Raw genomic sequence first — 24731 nt, forward strand, 5'->3', positions numbered from 1 at the left:
ACCACGGCATGCAGCAGTTGATTGAATCGGTAGGCGCGCTTTCTCCCGAGAAACGCAAGGCGCTGGCGATTCTACTGGGCAAACAGGGCATTAACCTTTATGGCATCGCGCCGATTTTCCGGCGCACCGAAGGTGAACCGCTGCTTTTGTCTTATGCCCAGGAGCGGCAGTGGTTTCTCTGGCAGATGGAGCCGGACAGCGCGGCGTACCACATTCCCACGGCGTTGCGCTTGCGCGGCGCCCTGGACATGGCGGTACTGCAGCGCAGTTTCGATACGCTGATCGAGCGTCACGAAAGTCTGCGCACCGGTTTTGCCCGGGGTGATCAGGACAGGGCCATTCAGCTGATCAAGGCGCCGTTTGCCTTGCAGATCGAGGTCCGCGAGCTGGAGGGCGAAATCGATGAGCCGCGTTTGCGCGCGGCCATCGAAGCCGAGATTGCCCGCCCGTTCGATCTTGAACAGGACGCCTTGCTGCGGGTCTGCCTGCTGCAACTGGCACCGGACGATCACGTTCTGGTGATGGTGCAGCATCACATCATTTCCGATGGCTGGTCGATGCAGGTGATGGTCGGCGAACTGATCGAACTCTATGCCGGGTTCAGTCAGGGCGCACCGGCCACGCTGGCACCGTTGCCGATCCAGTACGCCGATTTCGCCCAGTGGCAACGCAGCTGGATGGACGCCGGTGAGCGCGAACGGCAATTGAGCTATTGGATCGAACATCTGGGCTCGGATCCGGGCGTGCTGGAACTGCCGGCCGATCACCCGCGCCCGCTGGTGCAAAGCTATCGCGGTGCACGTCTGGACATGCAGTTGGACGCGGCGTTGGGCAAAGGCCTGCAGGATCTCGCGCGCCGTGAAGGCGTGACGATGTTCATGCTGTTGCTGGCAGCGTTCCAGACCTTGCTGCATCGTTACAGCGGTCAGGACGATATTCGCATCGGCGTGCCGATTGCCAACCGCAACCGTGCGGAAACCGAAGGACTGATCGGCTTCTTCGTCAACACCCAGGTCTTGCGCGCCACCCTCGACAGCAGCATGACGTTCAGCGCCTTGCTGGCCCAGGCCAAACAATCGGCGTTGGGCGCGCAGGCGCATCAGGATCTGCCGTTCGAGCAATTGGTCGAAGCCCTGGCGCCGGAACGCAGTCTGAGCCGCAGCCCGTTGTTCCAGGTGATGTTCAACCATCAGAGTGGCGCGCGGCAGGCCAGACAGACCATGCAATTGCCGGGGCTGGCGGTTGAAAGCGTGAACTGGGACAGCCTCACGGCGCAGTTCGACCTGACCCTGGAAACCCATGAATCGCCGGAAGGGGTGTGGGCCTCGCTGATCTACGCCACCGACCTGTTTGAAACTGCGTCCATCGAGCGCATGGGCCGGCATTTGCAGGCGCTGCTCAAGGGCATCGTCCGCGATGCGCAACAACGCGTCGGCGAATTGCCGTTGCTCGATGCCAGTGAACGGCAGGTATTGCTGCACGACTGGAACCCTGTGGACGCACCGTTTGCCAGCGATTTGTGCATCCATCAATTGATCGCTCGTCAGGCTGCGCAGACCCCGGATGCGCGCGCGGTGACCTTCGCCGAGCGGCATCTGACCTATGCCGAGCTTGAAGCACGGGCCAACCCGTTGGCGCATGCCTTGATCGAACGAGGTGTCGGCCCGGAGGTGCGCGTCGGTGTGGCGATGCAGCGTTCGGAGAATCTGCTGGTCGCGCTGCTGGCCGTGCTCAAGGCCGGGGGCGTGTACGTGCCGCTCGACCCGGATTACCCGGCCGACCGCGTCGCCTACATGCTCGAAGACAGCCGTGCGCTGTGCCTGCTGACCGAACGGGACGTCGCCGCCAGTCTGGCGATTGCGGCGGACACTGACGTACTGCTGATGGACAACGCCGCCGAGGATTTCGCCGCGTATCCGTCGCATGCGCCGCAAACGCGCGTGTCGGCCGACAACCTGGCGTATGTGATTTATACCTCCGGTTCCACCGGCAAACCGAAAGGCGTGGCGATTGCCCATCGCAACGTGCTGGCGCTGATCAACTGGTCGCAATCGGTGTACAGCCGCGACGATATTCAAGGCGTGCTGGCCTCGACGTCGGTGTGTTTCGACCTGTCGGTGTGGGAGCTGTTTGTCACCCTGGCCAACGGTGGTTCGCTGATCATCGCCCGTAATGCCCTGGAATTGCCGCAGTTGCCGGCCCGCGATCAGGTGCGCCTGATCAACACCGTGCCGTCGGCGATTGCCGCTTTGCAACGCAGCGGCGAGATCCCGCCGAGCGTGCGCATCATCAATCTGGCAGGCGAGCCGCTCAAGCAGTCGCTGGTCGACACCTTGTATGCGCAGCCGACGGTCGAGCATGTTTTCGACCTGTACGGCCCGTCGGAAGACACCACCTATTCGACCTGGACACGGCGCACGGCGGGTGGCCAGCCCAGCATCGGCCGGCCGCTGAAACACACCGCCAGCTATGTCCTTGATGGTGAGCTGCAACCGGTGCCACAAGGTGTCGCCGCCGAACTGTATCTGGCCGGTGCCGGCATCACGCGCGGTTACCTGGCCCGGCCGGCGTTGACGGCTGAAAAGTATCTGCCGAACCCGTTCGGCGCTCCGGGCGAGCGTTTCTATCGCACCGGTGACCTGACGCGTTATCAGGTGGACGGCAACCTGCAGTACGTCGGGCGTATCGACCATCAGGTCAAGGTGCGCGGTTTCCGCATCGAGCTGGGCGAGATCGAAGCACGTCTGCTGCAACAAGACTCGGTGCGCGAACTGGCGGTACTGGCGCAGGACGGCGCGAGCGGCCAGCAACTGGTCGCCTACATCGTGCCGAGCGCTGCCCTGGGCAATGCCGAAGAACAAGCGCGCCTGCGTGAAGTGCTCAAGGCCGGTCTGCGCGAGCACCTGCCGGAATACATGGTGCCGGCGCATTTGCTGTTCCTCGAACAACTGCCGCTGACCCCCAACGGCAAGCTTGATCGCAAGGCGCTGCCCAAACCTGACGCAGCGCTGGAGCAGCACACCTATATCGCGCCGGGCAACGACAACGAACGGCAATTGTGCGAGATCTGGCAGGCCGTGCTCGGGCTGGAGCAGGTGGGCGTCACGGATAACTTCTTTGCCCTTGGCGGCGACTCGATCATCTCCATCCAGGTAGTCAGCCGCGCGCGTCAGGCCGGCCTGCGCATCACCCCCAAGGACCTGTTCCAGTACCAGACCGTGCAAGGTCTGGCCCGGGTCGCCCAGCGGGGTGAAGCGGCGTTTAGCATCGAGCAGGGCGCCGTCACCGGCAGCACGCCGTTGCTGCCGTTCCAGCAACGATTCTTCGAACTGCAGATTCCCGAACGTCAGCGCTGGAACCAGTCGCTGCTGCTGAAACCTTCGCAAGCGGTCGACGCCGATGTCCTCGAACAGGCCTTGCAGGCACTGGTTGCGCATCACGATGCCTTGCGCCTGAGCTTCAGCGAAGGTGCTGAAGGCTGGACGGCCACGCACCGCGCGGCGGATAACCAGCCGTTGCTGCAGCAAGTGAGCGTGCAGCACGCCGACGAAATCGAAGCAGTGTGTGACGCAGCCCAAGGCAGTCTTGATCTGCAAAATGGCCCGCTGTTGCGCGCCGTGCTGCTGAGTGTGGCCGACGGTAGCCAGCGCCTGCTGCTGGCGATCCATCACCTGGTGGTCGACGGTGTGTCCTGGCGCGTGTTGCTGGAAGATTTGCAGAACGCTTGCGAGCAGCTGCAGAACGGCCAAGCGATCAAACTCGCGGCCAAGACCAGCCCGTTCAAGGACTGGGCGCAACGCCTGCAAACGTTCGCCGCCGGTGAGCTGCAAAACGAACTGACATGGTGGGCCGGACAGTTGGGCGAAGCGCCCGCGGATCTGCCTTGCGACAACCCCGCGGCAACCTTGCAGAACCGTCACGCGGTGAGTGTGGAAACCCGCCTGAATGCGGATCAGACCCGCCAGCTCTTGCAGCAGGCGCCCGCCGCCTATCGCACGCAGATCAACGATGTGTTGCTGACGGCACTGGCGCGGGTGATCTGCCGCTGGACCGGTCAGGCCTCGACCCTGATCCAGCTCGAAGGTCATGGCCGTGAAGAGCTGTTCGACGACATCGACCTGAGCCGCACCGTCGGCTGGTTCACCAGCCTGTTCCCGGTACGCCTGACCCCGGCCATGGGCCTGGCCGACTCGCTCAAGGCGGTCAAGGAACAGCTGCGTGGCGTGCCGCACAAAGGCCTCGGTTTTGGTGCCTTGCGTTACCTGGGCGATGAGCACGCGCGGCAGACACTCGCCGCGCAACCGGTGCCACGCATTACCTTCAACTACCTGGGGCAGTTCGACAGCCAGTTCGACGAGGCCGCGTTGTTCGTGCCCGCCAGTGAGAGCACTGGCCGCGAACAGAGCCCGATGGCACCGCTGGCCAACTGGCTGGACATCAACGGCAAGGTCTACGGCGGCGAGCTCAACCTCAGCTGGTCGTTCAGCCACGAAATGTTTAATCAGGCGACGATCCAGCGTCTGGCTGACGACTATGCGCAAGAACTCAATGGGCTGATCGCCCATTGCTGTGAGGCGCACAACCGCGGTGTGACGCCCTCGGACTTCCCGCTGGCTGAGCTGACTCAGACACAGCTCGATACGCTGATCACCGATCCACAATCGGTGGACAACGTTTATCCGCTGTCGCCGATGCAGCAGGGCATGCTGTTCCACACCCTGTACGAACAGGGTTCGGGCGACTACATCAACCAGATGCGGGTGTCGGTGGAAGGGCTTGATGTCGAGCGTTTCCGTCAGGCCTGGCAAGCGGCGCTGGAAGCCCATGACATTCTGCGCACGCGATTTGTCTGGGGAGGGGAGCAGGCTCAGCCGCTGCAAATCGTCGAACGCTCGGCCACGCTGCCGTTCACCGTTCACGACTGGCGCGGCCAGCCGGGCGAAGCGCTGGATGCGCTGGCTGAGGCCGAGCGCAACCGTCCATTCGATCTGAACGAGGTACCGCTGTTACGCCTGGTGGTCGTGCGCACCGCGCAAGACCGTCACGAACTGCTCTACACCAGCCACCACATTTTGCTCGACGGCTGGAGTAACTCGCAGTTGCTCGGCGAAGTGCTGCAACGCTATGCCGGGCAAGTGCCTGCAGCGCCCATCGGCCGCTACAGCGATTACATCGCCTGGCTGCAGCGTCAGGACAGCCAGCTCAGCGAGCAATTCTGGCTTGAGCGTCTGGCTCAATTCGATGAGCCAACCCGTCTGGCCCAGGGGCTGGCGGACCGTTCGGCGAGCGCCGAGGGCGGTACCGGACACTATCAGCAGTGGATCGACGCCACTGGCACGTTGCGCTTGAGCGAGTTTGCCCGTCAGCAAAAAGTCACCCTCAACACCCTGGTGCAAGCGGCGTGGCTGTTGCTGTTGCAACGTTACACCGGGCAACCGACCGTGGCCTTCGGCGCTACCGTGTCGGGGCGTCCGGCCAATCTGCCGGGGGTCGAGCAGCAGGTCGGCCTGTTCATCAACACCTTGCCGGTGATTGCCCGTCCGGAACCGCAAGTGACGGTCAGCCAGTGGCTGCAAACCGTGCAGGAACTCAACATTGGCCTGCGTGATTTCGAACACACGCCACTGGCCGATATCCAGCGTTGGTCGGGGCAGGGCAGCGATGGCCTGTTCGACAACCTGTTGGTGTTCGAGAACTACCCGATCTCCGAAGCGCTGGAGCAAGGCTCGTCGCTTGGCCTGAAATTTGGCGCGGTCGACACCCGTGAACAAACCAACTTCCCGCTGACGGTCGGGGTCAACCTCGGTGAAACCCTGTCGGTGCATTACAGCTTTGCCGCCGCCAGTTTCAGCCCGGATGCGATTGTGCGCTTGCACGCGCAACTGGCCTCGCTGCTGGAGCAGTTCGTGCAGTCGGCGAATGCGCGTCTCGGCGCGTTGACCCTGCTCAGTGGCGAGGAACAGCGCCGTTTGCAAGACAGCAATCGTGCGCAACCGTGCACGGATCCGTTGCTGGTGCATCAGCGCATCGCGGTGATCGCGGCGCAGCAGGCGCAACAGGAAGCCGTGCGTTGTGGCGATCAGGCGTTGACCTTCGCCGAGCTTGAAAGCCAGGCCAACCGCCTCGCGCATGTGCTGATCAATGAAGGCGTCGGGCCGGAAGTGCGTGTCGGCGTAGCGCTGCCGCGCAGCCCGTCGATGCTGGTGGCCTTGCTTGCGGTGCTCAAGGCCGGCGGCGCCTATGTGCCGCTGGATGCCAGTTATCCGCGCGAGCGCCTGGCCTATCTGATCGAAGATTCGGGCATCGCGCTGTTGCTCAGCGATTCGCAATTGCGCCCCCGGTTGCCGCTGAGCACCGGTTTGCGCGCACTGGATCTGGACACGTTGCCGACCGCCGAATGGCCAGACGTTGCGCCGCAGGTCGCGGTGCACGCGCAAAACCTTGCTTACGTGATTTACACCTCGGGCTCCACCGGCCAGCCCAAGGGGGTGTGCGTGGAGCACGGGCCGCTGGCGATGCATTGCCAGGCGATCGGTCAGCGTTATGAAATGACCCCGGACGATTGCGAACTGCATTTCATGTCGTTCGCCTTCGACGGTGCTCATGAACGCTGGCTGACTCCGCTGACCCATGGCTCGCGGCTGTTGCTGCGCGATGACAGTCTGTGGAGCCCGGAGCAGACCTATACCGCCATGCAACAGCACGGCGTGACGGTGGCGGCGTTCCCGCCGGTGTACCTGCAACAATTGGCCGAGCACGCCGAACAGGTTGGCCAGCCGCCGGCGGTGCGCATCTACTGCTTCGGCGGCGATGCCGTGCCCAATGACAGTTTCGAGCGGGCGCGTGCAGCACTGGCACCGCAGTACATCATCAACGGTTACGGGCCGACGGAAACCGTGGTTACCCCGTTGATCTGGAAGGCCGGGCGCCATGACGAGTGCGGCGCTGCCTATGCACCGATCGGCACGCGGATCGGCGACCGCAGCACCTGTGTGCTCAGCGCTGACCTCAACGCTTTGCCACAGGGCGTGATGGGCGAGTTGTATCTGGGCGGCACCGGGCTGGCCCGGGGTTATCTGGATCGCCCGGCGATGACCGCCGAACGCTTCGTACCCGATCCGTTCGGGGCGCCGGGCAGTCGCCTGTACCGCAGCGGTGACCTGGTGCGTGAGCGCGCCGATGGCGTGTTCGACTATCAGGGTCGTGTCGACAACCAAGTGAAAATCCGTGGTTTCCGCATCGAACTGGGCGAAATCGAAGCGCGCCTGCTGGAACTGAGCAGCGTGCGCGAAGCCGTGGTGCTGGCGCATGCCGGCCCGAGCGGCAAACAACTGGTGGCCTATCTGGTACCGACGCAGCCGGTGGAAGAGGCACAACTGGGCGAATGGCGCGACAGCGTGCGCAACGCCCTCAAGGAGAGTCTGCCGACGCACATGGTGCCGGCGCACTTGTTGGTGCTGGCGAACCTGCCGGTGACCCCGAACGGCAAGCTGGATCGCAAGGCGCTGCCGGCACCGGACGCCAGTCTGATGCAGAACGGCTACGTGGCGCCGCGCAATGAAATGGAGCAACGCATCGCCACGATCTGGGCCGATGTGCTGCGCCTGGAGCGGGTCAGCGCCACGGATAACTTCTTCGAGCTGGGCGGTGATTCGATCATCTCGATTCAAGTGGTCGGCCGTGCTCGGCAGGCCGGCATCCAGTTCACGCCCAAGGATCTGTTCCAGCACCAGACCGTGCAGGCACTGGCGGCGGTGGCACAGTCGGGCGGTACGCTGCTGAGCATCGACCAGGGGCCGGTCAGCGGTACGACGCCGTTGTTGCCGTTCCAGCAATGGTTCTTCGCCAGCGAGATCCCCGAGCGGCATCACTGGAACCAGTCGTTGCTGCTCAAACCGGCGATGACCCTGCACGCCGGAACCGTTGCGCAGGTGCTCCAGGCACTGGTTGCGCATCACGATGCCTTGCGCCTGTCGTTCAGTGAAACGCCTGAGGGCTGGACAGCCACTCACCGTCAAGTCGAGCCTGTGCAAGAACTGCTCTGGCAGCGCACGCTGACGGATTCGGCTGAAATCGAAGTGATCTGCCAGCAGGCACAGGGCAGTCTCGAACTGTGCGGCGGCCCGCTGCTGCGCGGTGTGCTGTTCGATCTGCCTGACCACACTCAGCGCTTGATGCTGGTGGTGCATCACCTGGTGGTCGACGGTGTCTCATGGCGGATCCTGCTGGAGGATCTGCAAACCGCGTTCGGCCAGATCCAGGCCGGGCGCGAGGTCGCGCTGCCGGCCAAGACCAGTGCCTTCAAAGCCTGGGCTGAACGCCTGCAGGCGCACACCGCCAGCCTCGATGACGAACAGGCCTTCTGGCATGAGCACTTGCAGGGGGCGACCGCCACTTTGCCGTGCGAGCGCCCGGACGGCAGCCTGGAAAACCGCTACGCGCAAAGTGTGCAGACGCGCCTTGCGCCTGAGCTGACCAGACAACTGTTGCAACAGGCTCCGGCGGCTTATCGCACGCAGGTCAACGACTTGCTGCTGACCGCACTGGCGCGGGTCATCAGCCGCTGGAACGGGCATGCCTCGGCACTGATTCAGCTGGAAGGTCATGGTCGTGAAGATCTGTTCGACGATATCGATCTGAGCCGCACCCTCGGCTGGTTCACCAGCGTGTTCCCGGTGCACCTGACGCCGGCCAGCGGTTTCGCAGATTCGATCAAGCAGATCAAGGAGCAACTGCGTGCGATTCCCGACAAGGGCATCGGTTTTGGCGCCTTGCGTTATCTGGGCGATGCCTCGGCGCGTGAGGCGCTGGCAGCACTGCCTACGCCAAAAATCACCTTCAACTACCTCGGCCAGTTCGATAGCCAGTTCGATGAAGCCGCGTTGTTCCTGCCGGCCGGCGAAAGTGCCGGCAGTGACCTCAGCGAGCGCGCCCCGTTGGGTAACTGGCTGTCGGTCAACGGTCAGGTGTATGGCGGTGAACTGAGCCTGTCGTGGAGCTTCAGCGAACAGATGTTCGACACCGCGACCGTGCAGGCAGTGGCCGATGAATACGGGCGTGAACTGACGGCGCTGATCGAACACTGCGTGGCCCCGGGCAACCACGGCCTGACGCCGTCGGACTTCCCGCTGGCAGCGCTGGGCCAGGCGCGTCTGGACGGTTTGCCGGTACCGGTTACGGACATCGAAGACATCTATCCGCTGTCGCCGATGCAGCAGGGCATGTTGTTCCACACCTTGTCCGATGATGGCGACGATCTTTACGTCAACCAGCTCAACCTGTCGGTGGAAGGCCTCGATATCGAGCGCTTCCGTGCCGCGTGGGAATGCGTGGTGCAGCGTCACGAAATCCTGCGCACGTCGTTCCATTGGCAAGACAGCCAGGCGTCACCGGTGCAGGTCGTCCATCGTCAGGGCATTGTTGACCTGCAAGCGCTGGATACGCCGATGGATGAGGCGGAACTCGCCGAGTTCGCCCGTCAGCAGCGGGTTCAGGGCTTTGAGCTGGACCGCATGCCGTTGCAACGCACGCGCCTGATTCGTCTGGACGCCGACAAGTACCAGCTGATCTGGACCAGCCATCACATCCTGATGGACGGCTGGAGCAGTTCGCAGTTGTTCGGCGAGGTACTGCAGCACTACGCCACCGGCCAGGTCGAAGGCGAGAGCGGTCGTTATCGCGACTTTATCGCGTGGTTGCAGCAGCAGGATTCGACGCAACTCGAGCAGTTCTGGCGCGGCCACTTGCAGACACTGGTCGAACCGACCGCGCTGAGCCAGGCGATGCACCCGCGTCACGAGTCCGCCGAGCACGGCCACCAGGCGTTGTACACCCGTTGGGATGCTCGGCAGACCGCGTTGTTGCAGCAGCATTGCCGGGCTCAGGGCATTACCGCCAACACGCTGATTCAAGGCGCATGGTTGCTGCTGTTGCAGCGCTACACCGGTCAGCACAGCGTGGCGTTTGGTGCCACCGTGGCCGGGCGCCCGGAAGGGTTGCCGAATGCCGGCAGCATGCTGGGGCTGTTCATCAACACCCTGCCGGTGATTCAGACCCTCGATCCGGCGCAGCCGCTGAATGCCTGGCTGAGCAGTCTGCAGGCCTATAACCTCGATCTGCGTGAACATGCTCACGCACCGCTGGCTGACATTCAGCGCTGGTCGGGGCAGGGCGGGCAAGCCTTGTTCGACAGCATCATCGTGTTCGAGAACTACCCGATCGACCAGCGTCTGGAACAGGCGCCGGGCGGCCTGCGCTTCGGCACCTCGGCCAGCCACGACGTGACCAACTTCCCGATGGACCTGGCCGTGCATCTGGGGGAAGAGTTTTCCATCGAGTACCTGTTCCTGCGTGATCGTTTCAGTGTCGAAGCGGTCGAGCGGATCCGCCAGACCATGGAAGTGTTGCTGCACAGCATGATGCAGCAGCCGACGGAGCGTCTGGGTAACCTGCAGCGTCTGGCCGCGCCGCAATGGCAAGCCCTGCAGCAGTGGGGCGCAGAACCGGCGGCGGTGCACCGGCGTGAGCTGTTGCCGGCGATGATTGCCGCGCAACGCCCCGAGGCCATTGCCGCCGAATGTGGTGGCGAGCAGTTGAGCTACGCGCAACTCGAGCGCCGTGCCAACCAGCTGGCGCATCATTTGATCGCGGCGGGTGCCGGTCCGGAAGTCCTGATCGGTGTCGCACTGGAACGTTCGCTCGACATGCTGGTGGCCTTGCTTGCCGTGTTCAAAAGCGGCGCCGCTTACGTGCCGCTGGACATCGACTATCCGGCCGATCGCCTGGCCTTCATGATCGAAGACTCCGGCATGCGTCAGATGATCAGCCGTGGCGCCGCCAGCCAGCGTTTGCCATTGCCGGCGAATTTGCCATTGCTTGATCTCGATCTTTTCGATGGCAATCAGTACCCGGACACGGCACCGCAAGTACAGACCTGTGACGACAGCCTCGCGTACCTGATCTACACCTCGGGTTCCACCGGTTTGCCCAAAGGTGTGGCGGTGACCCACGGACCGCTGAGCATGCATTGCCAGGCAATCCGCGAGTTGTACGAGATGGACGCCGGCACGCGCGAATTGCACTTCATGTCGTTCGCCTTTGACGGCGCCCATGAACGTTGGCTCACTACCCTGGCCTTTGGCGGCACGCTGGTGCTGCGCGATCATGAACTGTGGACGCCGGAGCAGACCAGCCACGCCTTGCTCAACCGTTCGATCGATATCGCCTGCTTCCCGCCGGCCTACCTCAAACAGGTGGCCGAGTACGTCGAGGCCAGCGGCATGACCGTGCCGAAGGTGCGCATTTATTGCCTGGGGGGGGACGCTGTGCCGGAGCAGACCCTGGCGCAAGTGCGCCGCGTGTTGCAGCCGCAGTTCATCACCAACGGTTACGGCCCGACCGAAACCGTGGTCACGCCGATGCTCTGGAAAGCGCCGAACGATGAAGCCTGCGCTGCCGCCTATGCGCCGATCGGGCGAGTGGTCGGTCAACGCTCGCTGTGGGTGCTGGACGATGATCTCAATCCGCTGCCACAGGACTTGTCCGGCCAGTTGTACATCGGAGGCTACGGGGTTGCCCGTGGTTACCATGGCCGTGCGGCCATCACCGCCGAGCGTTTCGTGCCGGATCCGTTCGGGGCGCCGGGCAGTCGTCTGTACCGCAGCGGTGACCTGGTGCGCCTGCGCCATGACGGCATCCTCGATTACGTCGGCCGCGCCGACCATCAAGTGAAGATTCGCGGTTTCCGCATCGAGCTGGGTGAAATCGAAGCCTGCCTGCGTGCTCAGGAGGGTGTCACCGATGCCGTGGTCATCGCCCGTGACGGCGTCTCCGGCAAACAGTTGATCGGCTACGTGGTCAGCACCGACGACAACGCCGGTGAGCGTCTGAAGACCCTGTTGCGTGCGCAATTGCCGGAATACATGGTGCCGCTGCAGATCATTGGTCTGGCGCGCCTGCCGATCTCGCCGAACGGCAAACTGGATCGCAAAGCGCTGCCGGCGCCCGAGTTTTGCGCCGATCAATATCAGGCGCCGCGCAACGAGCAGGAGCGTTGGTTGGCCGAGATCTGGGCCGACGTATTGCAAGTGGAGCAGGTCGGCATCAGCGACAACTTCTTCGAACTGGGCGGTGATTCGATTCTCAGCCTGCAGGTGATTTCCCGGTCGCGGAACCATCCGCAACTGAAACTGGACATCAAGCTGCGCGACCTGATGCGCTTCCAGACCATTGGCAACCTGTTCGACCAGCAAGCGGTCACCCGCTCGAGCCAGACTGCCGACAACAGCCACGTCGCGCAGGCGGGAGCGTTTGGTCTGTTGCCGATCCAGGAGTGGTTCTTCGCCGAGGGCATGAGCGAGCCGCACCATTTCAACCAGGCGATGATGCTGCGTTCGCGCCAGGCGCTGGATGCCCCGGCGCTGGAGCAGACGCTACGGTTGATGCTGGCGCAGCACGACTCGTTGCGGCTGCGCTTCTATCAGGATCAGGGCCGCTGGTTGCAGCACTATCAAACGTTGCAGGACAGCCTGCGTATCGCCGAGCAGAACCCGTTGCTGTGGCAGCGTGAGATCAGCGACATCGAACAGTTGGACGCATTGGTCAACGAAACCCAACGCAGCCTGAATCTGCTCGACGGGCCACTGATGCGCGGCCTGCTGGTGAATCTGCCGGACGGCGAGGTGCGCCTGCTGTTGGTGGTGCATCACCTGGTGATCGATGCGGTGTCGTGGCGGGTGTTCCTGCAAGACCTGCAACTGGCTTACGAGGCGTTCAGTCAGGGCCGTGAGCCGCAACTGGCGCAGCGCACCAGCAGCTATCGCGCCTGGGCCGATGGCCTGGCGGCGCAGGTGCCGGCACTGGTCGGGCAAGAGCTGGAATACTGGCTCGGACAACTGGATCAGCCGGGCAAGGATCTGCCGTGTGACAACCCGCGCGGCAAGAACCTGGTGCGTTTTCGCGAAGAAACGTTCATGGGCCTCGACGCCGCCCGCACCGGGCAATTGCTCAAACAGGCGCCGGCGGTGTACGGCACGCAGATCAACGATCTGCTGCTGACCGCTCTGGGTCGTGTGCTGTGTCGCTGGAGCGAGGCCGAATCGGTGCTGGTGCAACTGGAAGGGCACGGTCGTGAGGACCTGGTCGAAGGGCTGGACCTGAGCCGCACGCTCGGCTGGTTCACCACCATGTTCCCGGTGCGGCTGGCGCCGTTGGCGGAGCAGGATTTCGGCGCGTCGATCCTGGCGGTACGCGAGCAGTTGGCAGCCGTGCCGCAGAAAGGCGTCGGCTACGGCGCGCTGCGCTACATGGCCGATGCATCGGTGCAACAGCGTCTGGCGGCGTTGCCGCAGGCGCGGTTGACCTTCAACTATCTGGGGCAGTTCGATCAGACCTTTGATGAGCAGGCGATGTTGATGCCGGCGGACGAGCACATCGGCGATGTTTACAGCCTGGATGCCAACCTCGGCAACTGGCTGGAAATCGTTGGTCAGGTGTTTGACGGCAAGTTGTCGATGCGTTGCATGTACAGCACTCGTCGCTTCCGCCCAAGCACCATCGAGGCCTTGATGCAGCAGTATCAGACCGAGCTGGAAGCGTTGGTCGAACATTGCCTGCAACAGTCGGCGCGTTGAGCCGGTCTTCAACTTTTTGAGAGGGCCGGTGCGCATTGTGAGCATCGGCCCGGGATGTGGTGCATGTCATTGAATTCGGAAGTAGCGGCGTTTCTAGATCTGGTCGAAGACAGTCGGAACGACGCGTTTCACCAAGGGACACCCGAGCAGGCCCGTGAGGCGTTCGAGCAGTCGTCGCAACAGATGCGTTGGGAGGTGCCGGATGTTGAGGTGAATGAGGTGCGACATCTTGCCCGCGACGGCGCCGAGCTGACCTTGCGGCTGTACCGCCCGTTGCACAGGGGCGGTGTCTTGCCGGTACTGCTGTTTTTGCACGGCGGTGGTTTTGTCGTCGGCAGCCTTGATTCCCACGACGGTATTTGCCGCGAATTCTGCGCGCGCACGCCTTGTGCGGTGCTGTCGGTCGGCTACCGCCGGGCGCCGGAACACAAATTCCCGGTGGCGTTGCATGATTGCGCCGATGCACTGGATTGGCTGCGCGAACAGGCCGGCGAATTCGATCTCGATCTGTCGCGTCTGGTGTTCGGCGGCGACAGTGTTGGCGCCACACTGGCGACCGTGCTTGCACTTGAGGCGCGCGCCGCCGGCGCGCTGAAACCGTGCCTGCAATTGCTCTGCTACCCGGTGACCGACGCTTCGCAGCGCCGTGAATCGATGGACCTGCTCGGCGAAGGCTACCTGCTGGAGAGCGAAACGCTGGAATGGTTCTACCAGCACTACGCCCGCAGCATCGAGGATCGTAGCGACTGGCGTTTCTCGCCACTGCTGAGCCCCGACCTCAACGGCGCAGCCCCGGCCTACGTGGCGCTGGCCGGTTTCGATCCGCTGGTCGATGAAGGCCGTGCCTACGCCGAACGCTTGGCCAGCACCGGAGGGTTGCTTGAATGCCGCGAGTTCAGTGGCCACGTGCATGACTTCCTGCGCATGCGCATGGTCACCGAAGAAGTGGAGGCGATCTATCAGGAACTGGTAAGCGTGCTGCGAACCGTGATGTATCCCGAAACGGTCTGATCCGCCCTGGCCTGATGTGCGCTTCATTCCACATCAGGCCTTCAATCCCGTCCCTGCTCGCGAACAGGCCGACCGTGATACCCGGTTTCAGGCGCTTGTTTGTTCCGGTTTGAAACCTTGTTTGCCATTGGTGCAGTTCGAATGTAACCCGTCCTCCTTCCGCATGCTTTGACTTGCCGTTATACCTTCATCCATAAAAAAAGCGCCCCGGTCAGACCGGGGCGCTTTTTTGCATTGCAGCGGTTAAATCAGAACGTGTACTTGAAGCCGGTCATGATGTTGCGCGGTGCGCCGTACATGCCGTGGTCGCCGGCGTAGCTGAGGTATTCGCGGTCGAATACGTTGTTCAGGTTGACCGAGGCGCTGAGGTTTTTGCTGATGTCGTAGCGTGCCAGCAGGTTGGTGACGGCGTAGCTGCCTTGCTGGAAGGTATGCAGGTCGGCACCGGTCTTGCTCTGCCAGTTCACACCGCCGCCAACCGTGACTTTGTCCAGAATGCCCGGCAGGCGATAGCTGGTGAAGGTCTTGAGGCTGTGACGGGGCAGGGTGGTGACGATGCGCTGGTCATCGGCATCGGTGCTGACGGCATAGGCGTAACCGGCAGACGCTTGCCAGCCTTCGGCCAGTTCGCCATCGAGGGTGAATTCAGCACCTTTGGTGGTGGTGCCTTGTTCGGACTTGTAGGTATTGCCGCCCGGGGTGTCGATCCAGATCGCCAGGTTGTCCTGCTCGATCTTGAACAGCGCGAAGCTGGAGTTCAGCTTGCCATCGAAGTGGCTGCCCTTGACGCCGACTTCGTAGCCGGTGCCTTCCATCGGGTCCAGAGGCTTGTTGTTGATGTCGCGAACCCAGGACGATTGCGGGTTGAAGATCTTGGTGTAGCTGGCATACAGCGACCAGGTGTCGTTGACGTCGTAGACCACACCCGCGTACGGAATGTAGACACCGGTTTCCGATTCTTTGGTCTTGGTTTCTGCTGCGCCGTACGGCTTGTCTTCGATGTCGCGATGCCAGTCGACCACGCGGCTGCCGAGCAGGATGCTCAGGTCATCGGTGGCGTGCAGGCGGGTAGCCAGGTAAGCGGCGTATTGCGTTTCATCGACGGTGGATTTGCCGGTGACGTTGAATTCGGGTTTAACCGAGTCGCCGTTCCAGTTCAACAGGTTGTCGATGGCGCCGGCAGGGGAGCCGGAGTAGTCGTATTTCCAGCCACCGTAGCTCGGCACGTTTTCGTAGTAATTGGACAGGGTCACACCGGCGATCAGCTCATGCTCGCGACCCAGCAAGCCGAACGGACCGGTCAGGTAGGCGTCGATGTTGTTCTGGCGCGGGGTACCGGAGAAGCGCACCGGCAGTTGGGTCGTGCCGCTGCCGTCGGGGTTCAGGCCACCGTTGACGTAGTTGAAGACTTCGTCGAATTTGTTCTCGGAGTGAGTCAGTTCGACCTTGCCGCTCCAGCCATTGCCGAACTGTTGTTCGATCGAGGTGAAGAAGCTGGTTTGTTCGTGGTCGTTATAAGACCAGGTCTGTGCCGAGTTCAGGGAGCGCTTGAGGTTGGTGCGCGAGCCGTCGGTGAAGCGGGTCGGCAGGCCCGAGCGCATTGGCGAGTCGACGTCGGTGCGCTGGTAGCTGAAACCCATGGTCAGCAAGGTGTCTTCGCTCAGGTCGAATTCAGTGATGCCATACATCAGCTGCGAATCCTGCTTGTAGCGGTCAACCCAGGACTGTTCGGTCTTGAAGTCGCCGACCAGGCGGCCACGGATGTTGCCGGTTTCGGTCAACGGCCCGGAGACATCGAAACCGGTGCCGTAGCGGTCCCAGTTGCCGACTTCAGCGGTGACGCTGGCCTGTGCTTCGGCAGTCGGGCGCTTGCGGATCAGGTTGATGGTGGCCGAGGGGCTGCCCAGGCCGCTGATCAGGCCGGTGGCGCCACGCACCACTTCCACACGGTCATACATCGCCATGCTCTGGGTGTAGTTGTCCATGCGTTTGACGGTCGGCACGCCGTCGATTTCGAAGTTCTGGATCTCGAATCCACGGGAGAAGTAACCGTCGGACTCTGCACCCTGGCCGTCACGCAGCACGATGACGCCCGGTGTGGCGTCGAGGGTATCGCTGAGGTTGGTCAGGCGCTGGTCGTCGAGGCGCTGACGGGTCATGACGGTCAGTGACTGCGGGGTTTCCTTGGGTGTCAGGTTCAGACGCGTCGAACTGCTGGACGAGTACGTGGTGTACAGCCCGGTACCTTCAGTGGTCGACCCCGGCGCCTTGCCGGAAATCGATACCGCGCCCAGCTCCAGTGCGTTTCCCGCACCTGCACCGGTGGCCGGCATCAGCGAAACGGAGTTGCCGGTCAGTTGATAGGTCATGCCGCTCCCCAGCAGCATGTTGTCCAGCGCCTGTTTCGGCTCCAGGTGTCCGGATACCGCGCTCGACTGCAGGCCAGCCAGGGTTTCCGGGCTGTAGAGAATCTGCAGATTGGCCTGTTGCCCAAGTTGTTGCAGTGCTTTGGAGAGCGATTGCGCAGGGATGTTGACGTCGACAGGCGTCGCTTGAGCCTGGGTGCTGGCCAACAGCATCAGCGTCAGCAGAGCACCTGACAGCATTGCGCCGCGCGGATGGCGGCGGGAAACGGCCTCAGCCAGAGGGGTACGGGACAACGTTAAGGCTTGCATTTGCTCGGGATGCTCCTGAAGTGCGAGTGCAGTTTTATTAGTTAATGATAATTAGACGCAACACTGCGTAAAAACCGGAAAAAATCCCGCGAACCGCGACAAACTCTGCTATCGCGCGAAGGCGGGATCAGCTCATCCCTGAGCGGTTGGCGTGTCAGGCCGGGTTGAGTGCGGTTTTGACTTTGCCGGCATCCATGCGCACCAGTTGGTCGGCGACATCGAAGTAACGGTCATCGTGGGAGATCACGATGATGGTCTTGCCCAGGCGTTTGAGGTCGGGCAGCAGCTCGGTGTAGAAGATCCGGCGGAAGGTCGGATCCTGATCGGCAGCCCATTCGTCGAACACCAGCACCGGGCGCTCCTCCAGCCAGGCATTGACCAGCGCCAGACGCTTGCGCTGGCCGGTAGACAGATCGGTGGTGGTGAAGCTGCCATCCTGCACGCTGACCTTGTGGGCGATTTCCAGGCGTTGCAGGTATTTGTTGGCGTCGTCGGGAATGTGCGTATCGCCCTGCACCACGTCATCGAACAGGTAGTAGTCGGCAAAGACCGTGGTGAACAACTGGCGGTAATCGTCGCGGGTGAGGGCGGTCACGCATTCGCCGTTGAGGCGGATTTCTCCTTGCTGTGGCGGATACAGGCCCAGCAGCAGTTTGATCAGGGTGGTCTTGCCGCAGCCGTTTTCGCCGACGATGAATACGATGTCGCCTTGTTCGATCTTCAGGTTCACCGGCCCCAGCGTGAACGGGTTGGCCTCGCCTACAGCAGGGAAGGCGTAGCGCACGTCCTTGAGTTCCAGGCTCTGCACCGGTTCGGCTTTCTGGCCCTGATCGCTGAGCAGCAGATGCGGCTCGGGCGAGGAGAACTGCGCCGACAGTTCAGCGATGCGGCGGAAGGCGATCTGCGCGCGGCTGACCACCGGCAAGGTGCCGACCAGGTGTTCCAGCGGACCTTTCATGTACAGCAGCACCAGGACGAAACCGCTCATCACGGTTTTATCAGCGCTGGGCCAGAACGATTGCAGGGCCAGCGCCAGACCGATGACCACAAAGAACAGCATCGAGCCAAAGCTTTTGGCAATCACGAACGTGTTGATCGACTTGATCTGGGTCTTGCAGATGAAGTCGGCAGTGCCCTTGATGCCGCTGTTGAACATGCGCTGGCGGCGCGGGCGGTGAATGCGCAGTTCCTTGGCGCCTTCGGCAATCGCGTTGTAGTGCTTTTGCAGTTCGTCTTCAGCGTCACGGGCGGCGAAGAAACCCTTGATTCCGCGACCCTGGGCGAAGTACTGGATGCCCGTGCCGATCAGGATCGCCACCACCATGATCAGGAACATTGGCCACGACAGCATCGCCAGGTACCCCATGCAACCGAGGGTGACGGTCAGCGAGATGGCCAGTGGCGCGAAGGCGAAGGCGAAGTCGCTGATGGTGTCGACGTCGTGGGTCAGCACCGGAATCAGACGATGGCTGCGATAGCGTTCGATCTGTTCGATCGGTGCCGACAGCACCTTTTCGCCCAGTTGTTTGCGCAGTGTGGCAATGATGTGCTGGCCGACATAGTTGGTGCCGATGTCCGAGCAGATCGAGCTGAGCAGCGCCAGCACACACAGGCCTCCGAACAGCGCGACCACGCCCTGGGTCAGACCGGATTCGGAGTGCAGCGCGTTATTGATGGTGGCCAGCAGGACCGTGACACTCAGGCCACCGACCATACCCAGAATGACCGACAGTGCGACGACGAGCCGAAAAGGTTTGAGTAGGGTGAACAATTCATGAATTGCACCGCGCGTAGGCTGGGTCATGACAGGACAGTTCCTTGGGTCGTAAAGGCAGATACCCTGTAGAACGTCTGATCCGGTGCTTAATTTAGACGGTCGCCGACTGGCGGCGACCGGGGGGAGAGGAGAAACGTTACTGCGGATTACAACTCACGCACGACACGGAAACCGATCCAGTCGCCGCGGGTCTTCGGATCGATGTCGTTGCGGTTGCCCGAACGGGAGAAGACCGGCGCTTCACCCCAATCATTGCCGCGAATGCGCAGGGTGTCGCAGTTGGGCTCCAGCCACGCACTGCCATCGGTTGGCGCACCGTTGTAGTCCGGGTGATAGCAGTCTTCGACCCACTCATAGACATTGCCGTGCATGTCGTACAGGCCAAAGGCGTTGGCCGGGTAGCTGCCCACCGGCGAGCTGAAACTGTAACCGTCCGCCGGGCCGTAAGTATTGGCGTGTTTGGCGATGCTATAGCCCTTGCCCTCGTCGAACGGGAAGGGGAAGGGGCCTTTGGATCCTGCCCGGGCTCCGTATTCGCGCTGGGCTTCGCTGAGCATGCTGTACTTCTGTCCGGTCTTTTTCGACAGCCAGGCGACGTAGTTCTTGATGTCCTGGAAGTCCATGCACACCGCTGGCTGACGCGGGGTTTGCGGATAGCGCGGCTTGCTTGCGATGCACTCGCGACCGGGCCGCGTGTCGCCGTTGGCGATCACCGCACCGCTTTCGCGAATGTAGCTGTCCCACTCACCCGCGGTGATCTGGAAGCGGCTCATGGCGAAGGGTTTGGCGAAGGTCACTTCATGCATCGGGCCTTCGTCGGGTTCGCGGCCAACTTCATCCTCCGGCGTGCCCATGGTGAAGGTGCCGGCCGGTAGCACGACCATTTCCGGGCAGTCTTTGCAGTCCTTGAATACTTTGCCTGCGGCGGGCGGCGTCGCGGCCTGCGCGGCGCTCGGCAGCAGACCGGTCATGAGGGCGGCGAGGGCCAGTGCCTTGAGCGCGCTGGCGCCGAGGGCAGGGGTCAGCAGATCACGTTTCATGAGTCATCTCGTTTAAAGGAAAGCGGGGCGTCACAGCTGTTTGTCGAGTACGGCCATGAAACGCTCGATGTCGTTTTCGCTGTTCAGCAGGCCGGGTGCGATGCGGATTACCGGGCCGGCGTCACGCTCCACCGCGTCACACACCACGCGGTTTTGCATGAGGCGGGCGGCGACCTGATCGCAGTCGCGATCCTTGATCCGGAAGAAGGTAAAACCAGCGGACAAATCGGCGCTGCGTGGTGTCACCAGTTCAATCGAGCGGTGTTCCAGCAAGCGGTTCTTGGCGTAGGTGTTGAGTTCGTGAATGCGCGTTTGCACTTCGCGCTTGCCCAGCGACAAATGCAGCTTGAAAGCTTCGTCCAGCGCCCAGCGGTGTTCGAAACTGTGATACCCGCCGGGGGTCATGATGGTCGAGAACGTGGTGGCTTCGGAGAAGGTCGGGATGGTCGGGGTGACGTCCTTGAGTTCGCTGGAGCGTGCGCAAATGATTCCGGTGCCACGGGGGCCGAACATCCACTTGTGGGTGCCGGCGATAAAGAAGTCGCAGTGCATGTCGGGGAAGTCGAGGTCATCGACACCGAAACCGTGCACGCCGTCGACGACGTACAGGATGCGATCCTTTTCCGCGCGCTGGCGATTGTGCCGGTCCACCAGTTTGCCGATCTCGCCGATCGGCAGTTTCACGCCGCTGCCCGATTGCACCCAGGTCATGCCCAGTACGCGGGTTTCGGGGCGAATGCCCTGGTCGATACGGGTCAGTATTTCGTCGACGGACGCCTTTGCGCTGCTGTCGAACAACTTCAGTTTGCGCACCTTTACGCCATCTTTCTGTTGGCGATAACCCAGCGTGTAGTGAGTCGAGTAATGCTCGTGTTCGGTGGTGAGAATTTCCTGGTCGGCGCGCACATGGATGCCGCCATAGATCAGCGCCAGACCTTCGGTGGTGCTGCCGGTGAGGGCGATCTGCTCGGGCTTGGCCTTGAGGTAGCGACCGGCCCATTCGCGCACGGCTTGCTCGCGCTTTTCGGTTTCACCCAGATCCCAATCCATCGCTCGTCCGGGATTGCGGTCGAGGGTCACTCGATAGCGTTCGATGGCTTCACGCACCGGGCGCGGATGCGAGGTCACGAGGAAGTTGGCGAAATGCAGGTAATCCGGGTCCTGATCGAACAATTGGCGCAATTGGGCCCATTTGTTCCCGGCGAGCGGTTGTGGATTGGCGGCGCGGGCCGGCAGGTTGACGGCAGCGCCCAGGGGCAGGCCGGCGGCAAGGATGCCGGCCTGCTTGAGGAAAGAACGACGGTTGGTCATGAGTTCTGATCGCTTGTTCGAAGAGGTGTCAGCGGTTGACGACAGGTTTGGAGGACTTTTGTACCTGTTCCCAGACCCGCAGGAAGTTGCCGCCCCACAATTTGGCAATGTCGGCCTCGCTGTAACCACGGGAGATCAACTCGGCGGTAACGTTGCGCGCTTCGCTGACGTCCTTCCAGCCGTCCAGGCCGCCGCCATCGTTGAAGTCGGAACTGATGCCGACATGGTCGATGCCGATTTTCTTCACGGCGTAATCAATGGCGTCGCCGAAGTCCTTGAGGTTTGCCTTCGGTTCTTCGTCGACAATTGAATAGAGCTGGCCGGCGTACTCGCCAAAGCGTTGTTCCGGCCATACGGTAATGATCGGGTCGCCAGGCATCAGCGCCATTTCCAGGTTTTGCAGCGGTTGCAGATCAAACCGGGCGCGCAGTGCGTTGAGCTTGTCCTGGGTCGCCTGGCTCAACGGGCGCAGGTAAGTCGGGAAGCCGACGATCTGCACGACACCGCCGCTGTTCTTGATCAGTTGCATTTCCTGGTCGCTGATATTGCGCGGGATATCAACCAGTGCCCGTGGTGCCGAATGGGAGGCCACGATCGGTGCGCGACTCAGTTGCGCAACCTGTTCCAGTGCCTTGGTCGACATCTGCGATACATCGATGATTACGCCCAGATCGTTGAGGCGATGCACGGCCTGTTTGCCAATGTCCGACAGACCGCCAAGTGCATCGCGGGTGTCATTGAAAAACGGCAGTGGTCGCGAAGAATCGGCCCAGTCGTTGTTGCCCACGTAACTGAAACCGAACATGCGCATGCCGCGTGCGGCCCACTTGTCCAGGGCGTTGAGGTCGTTGCCGAGTGGATAGGCGTTGAGCATGCTCATGAAAATCGCAAACTTGCCTTCGCCATGCAGACGGCGGAAATCATCCGGGGTGTAGGCGATGGCGACCTGATTGGGGAAATCGCGCACCAGGGTGCTGATGATCTTGTAGCGGGTTTCCTGTTCGAAGCGTGCTTCTTCGACAAACCCGGTAGTCGGACGGTGCGGCGCGTTGGCGCCGTTCCAGATTTCCGGCCAGCCGAAGATCGTCAGGGCCGCACCGGACAAGCGCCCGCGGGCGGTTTTCACCAGATCGAACTGGCCGCTGCCATCCTTGTCGGCTTCGTTGCCGGCTGTGCCGAAATCCAGCGGCACGGTGATGTGGCTATCGAAAGAAATGATGCGATCCTGCAACTCACTGGCTTGCTGCATGACTTTGACCGGGTAACCGGGATTGTCCTTGAACCAGTGCTCCCAGATCGCAAAGCCCGCGGCAGCACTGATCGCCAGGGCTAGCGGCAGGCCGATGTAAAGAGCCTTTTTCGAACGTGGTTTTGTCATTGCCATCTCAGTCAGGTTCGCCGTCGAGGTGCGGGCACAATGGCCTTCGCTATCTGGGTGAAACGACTGGGCTGCCGGGTAATTTAGGTCCGGTGAAAAGAACGCAGCCCGATGCAGGAACTGCCGAAGGCCGCGATCTTTTCAGGACGCCATAAATTTACCTCTGCAACAAACGTTCTAGCTTGGATAAAGCCTGCTTCATGGCTGACACAGGTAGGGCAATGAAGATTTCTCGACGATGGTTCATGGCGGGCCTGGCACTGACCGGCGCCGCTGTGCCTGCAGCGTATTTTGGGCATCGTGAATGGACGAAGCCGGATCCGACGATCACCCCGGGTGAGGCGTCGTTCGATGTCGCGGATGTTGCCGGGCAACGCCTGGCGGATGCGCTGCGCGGTGTCTGGCAGATTCGCTTCGAGGGTCATGATGCCGGTATTGCGGGTTTGCCCCGAGACGGTCTGGAAGTGTTTCTCGATGTTGCCCACAAGGGCCGCGGCGTTATCGGCTTTCTCGACACGGCCGAGCGCCTGCGCTCGTCACAGGCGCCGCGCTATCGGATTCTCGCGGACCTCGCCGATGTCAAAGCCTCGCAGTTGAGTTGGCGTCTGGTCAGCACCTCGGCGGCCGACGGTGCGCCGGACTACGAATTCAGCATGGCGCTGGATGAAGTCTGGGGCGGTTTCGGAAACGCCGGCAGCGGCAGCCTCAGCGGGCGCGTCCTCAATCTTGATCGCCCCTTGATGCTGCCGGCGCAGGACAATCGTTTTATTGCCGTCAAACGTGTGTTCCCCGAAGCTCGCGAGCGCACAGGGTTGAACCCGACATTGCTGGCCTGGCTGATTTCCCCCGAGCATCGCTTGTTCCACCAGCTCTGGCATGCCAGTCGCGACAAATGGCATACCTTGAGCGAGGAAAAGCGTGGCGCCCTGCGCGGTATCGGCTGGCAGCCTGGCCCGCGTGACAAGGAGCGCGACGCCCGTGGCCCGCGCAAGGACCGCAATGGCTCGGGGATCGATTTCTTCTTCATGCACCGCCACATGCTGGGCACGGCGCGTTCAATGCAGGATCTGCCGTCGTGGCAGCATTTTCCGTTGCCGCAGCCGGAATTGATCCGTGATCGCCGGGGCTTTGCCGATTATTTCGACAACCACGACGGTACTTCTCTGCCGCCGACCTGGCTGGCCGAGGACGATGACGAATACTCGCAATGGGTCAGCGACATCAAGACGGCCGAGACGTATCACAGTAATTTCCTGGTATGGGAATCGCGCTACCGTGATCCGAGCTACCTGGCCAAACTGACCTTGGGGCAGTTCGGTTCGGAGGTTGAACTGGGGCTGCACGACTGGCTGCACATGCGCTGGGCTTCCGTGCCACGGGATCCCTCGAACGGGCACCCGGTGCCGTTTGCGCGTGATCCGGCCGATTTTTCCGCGCGTTGGTATGCCGCTGAAAACGACTTCCTCGGCGATCCGTTCTCTTCACATGTGAGCCCGGTGTTCTGGGCGTTCCATGGCTGGATCGATGATCGTCTGGAAGACTGGTTCCGCGCGCACGAACGCTTCCACCCGGGCGAAGTCAGTCGCTTGCAGGTCAATGGTGTGCCGTGGTTTGCACCGGGACGCTGGGTGGAGGTCGCCGACCCGTGGCTCGGGCCTATTACCCACGGCTGCAGCACAATACCGGGCCTGCAGCCAGGCAAATCGGTGGAGATGGACCCGGAAACCATGAAGCTGGCGCTGCGCATCACCTTCAGCGATGACGAGAAGGTGCTGTCGTCGTTGTTCCGCAAGGTGCCGCAGCGTCCCTGGTATGCGCGTCATCTGAAGCCCAAACAGACGCCGGTCTGAGACGGTCTTAAAGGCAATCGCCAACAGGCCGGTTCCCACACATTCAGTTGTACTGATG

The 24731-nt window shown here is 62.1% G+C and carries 8 protein-coding genes; 3 read left to right on the forward strand and 5 right to left on the reverse strand.

Annotated elements, in window-relative coordinates:
* Positions 1-8 precede the first annotated feature (8 nt).
* Entirely contained in the window at positions 9-13631 is a 13623-nt protein-coding gene (locus tag ACKLNA_RS21270) for a non-ribosomal peptide synthase/polyketide synthase (RefSeq protein ID WP_408986995.1), read from the forward strand.
* Between the two features lie 63 nt (positions 13632-13694).
* Positions 13695-14642: an alpha/beta hydrolase gene (locus ACKLNA_RS21275; protein WP_408986996.1), complete on the forward strand. Its 948-nt coding sequence runs from the start codon at positions 13695-13697 to the stop codon at positions 14640-14642.
* Positions 14643-14890: 248 nt separating this feature from the next.
* Here the strand turns inward: ACKLNA_RS21275 and ACKLNA_RS21280 are convergent, their stop codons facing one another.
* From ACKLNA_RS21280 to pvdM, 5 genes are all read right to left on the reverse strand, one after another.
* Positions 14891-17317, reverse strand: a complete 2427-nt coding sequence (locus ACKLNA_RS21280) for a TonB-dependent siderophore receptor (RefSeq protein ID WP_408986997.1) — start codon at positions 17315-17317, stop codon at positions 14891-14893.
* A 154-nt stretch (positions 17318-17471) separates the two neighbouring features.
* A complete protein-coding gene (locus tag ACKLNA_RS21285; protein ID WP_085700188.1) occupies positions 17472-19121 on the reverse strand; it encodes a cyclic peptide export ABC transporter in 1650 nt (549 codons plus the stop codon).
* Positions 19122-19240: 119 nt separating this feature from the next.
* Positions 19241-20134, reverse strand: a complete 894-nt coding sequence (locus ACKLNA_RS21290; RefSeq protein ID WP_408986998.1) for a formylglycine-generating enzyme family protein — start codon at positions 20132-20134, stop codon at positions 19241-19243.
* 30 nt (positions 20135-20164) lie between these two features.
* Positions 20165-21445 (reverse strand): aminotransferase class V-fold PLP-dependent enzyme, encoded by a 1281-nt coding sequence (locus tag ACKLNA_RS21295; protein ID WP_408986999.1) that lies wholly within the window; start codon positions 21443-21445, stop codon positions 20165-20167.
* A 28-nt stretch (positions 21446-21473) separates the two neighbouring features.
* Entirely contained in the window at positions 21474-22823 is a 1350-nt protein-coding gene (pvdM, locus tag ACKLNA_RS21300; RefSeq protein WP_408987000.1) for a pyoverdine-tailoring dipeptidase-like protein PvdM, read from the reverse strand.
* Positions 22824-23044: 221 nt separating this feature from the next.
* Here pvdM and ACKLNA_RS21305 point away from each other — a divergent pair, with 221 nt between their 5' ends.
* The gene (locus ACKLNA_RS21305; RefSeq protein WP_408987001.1) at positions 23045-24673 is read left to right on the forward strand and encodes a PvdJ/PvdD/PvdP-like protein; all 1629 of its coding nucleotides are present in this window, start codon (positions 23045-23047) and stop codon (positions 24671-24673) included.
* Positions 24674-24731 lie beyond the last annotated feature (58 nt).

It is taken from the genome of Pseudomonas sp. UV AK001, from assembly GCF_046097675.1.
In the GTDB taxonomy this organism is placed as follows: domain Bacteria; phylum Pseudomonadota; class Gammaproteobacteria; order Pseudomonadales; family Pseudomonadaceae; genus Aquipseudomonas; species Aquipseudomonas kribbensis.

What these genes read in the sequence shown, in the direction of transcription:
- ACKLNA_RS21270 (WP_408986995.1), top strand. Translation starts at nt 9, where the DNA reads ATGCAGCAGTTGATTGAATCGGTAGGCGCGCTTTCTCCCGAGAAACGC.
- ACKLNA_RS21275 (WP_408986996.1), top strand. Translation starts at nt 13,695, where the DNA reads ATGTCATTGAATTCGGAAGTAGCGGCGTTTCTAGATCTGGTCGAAGAC.
- ACKLNA_RS21280 (WP_408986997.1), bottom strand. Translation starts at nt 17,317, where the DNA reads ATGCAAGCCTTAACGTTGTCCCGTACCCCTCTGGCTGAGGCCGTTTCC.
- ACKLNA_RS21285 (WP_085700188.1), bottom strand. Translation starts at nt 19,121, where the DNA reads ATGACCCAGCCTACGCGCGGTGCAATTCATGAATTGTTCACCCTACTC.
- ACKLNA_RS21290 (WP_408986998.1), bottom strand. Translation starts at nt 20,134, where the DNA reads ATGAAACGTGATCTGCTGACCCCTGCCCTCGGCGCCAGCGCGCTCAAG.
- ACKLNA_RS21295 (WP_408986999.1), bottom strand. Translation starts at nt 21,445, where the DNA reads ATGACCAACCGTCGTTCTTTCCTCAAGCAGGCCGGCATCCTTGCCGCC.
- pvdM (WP_408987000.1), bottom strand. Translation starts at nt 22,823, where the DNA reads ATGACAAAACCACGTTCGAAAAAGGCTCTTTACATCGGCCTGCCGCTA.
- ACKLNA_RS21305 (WP_408987001.1), top strand. Translation starts at nt 23,045, where the DNA reads ATGAAGATTTCTCGACGATGGTTCATGGCGGGCCTGGCACTGACCGGC.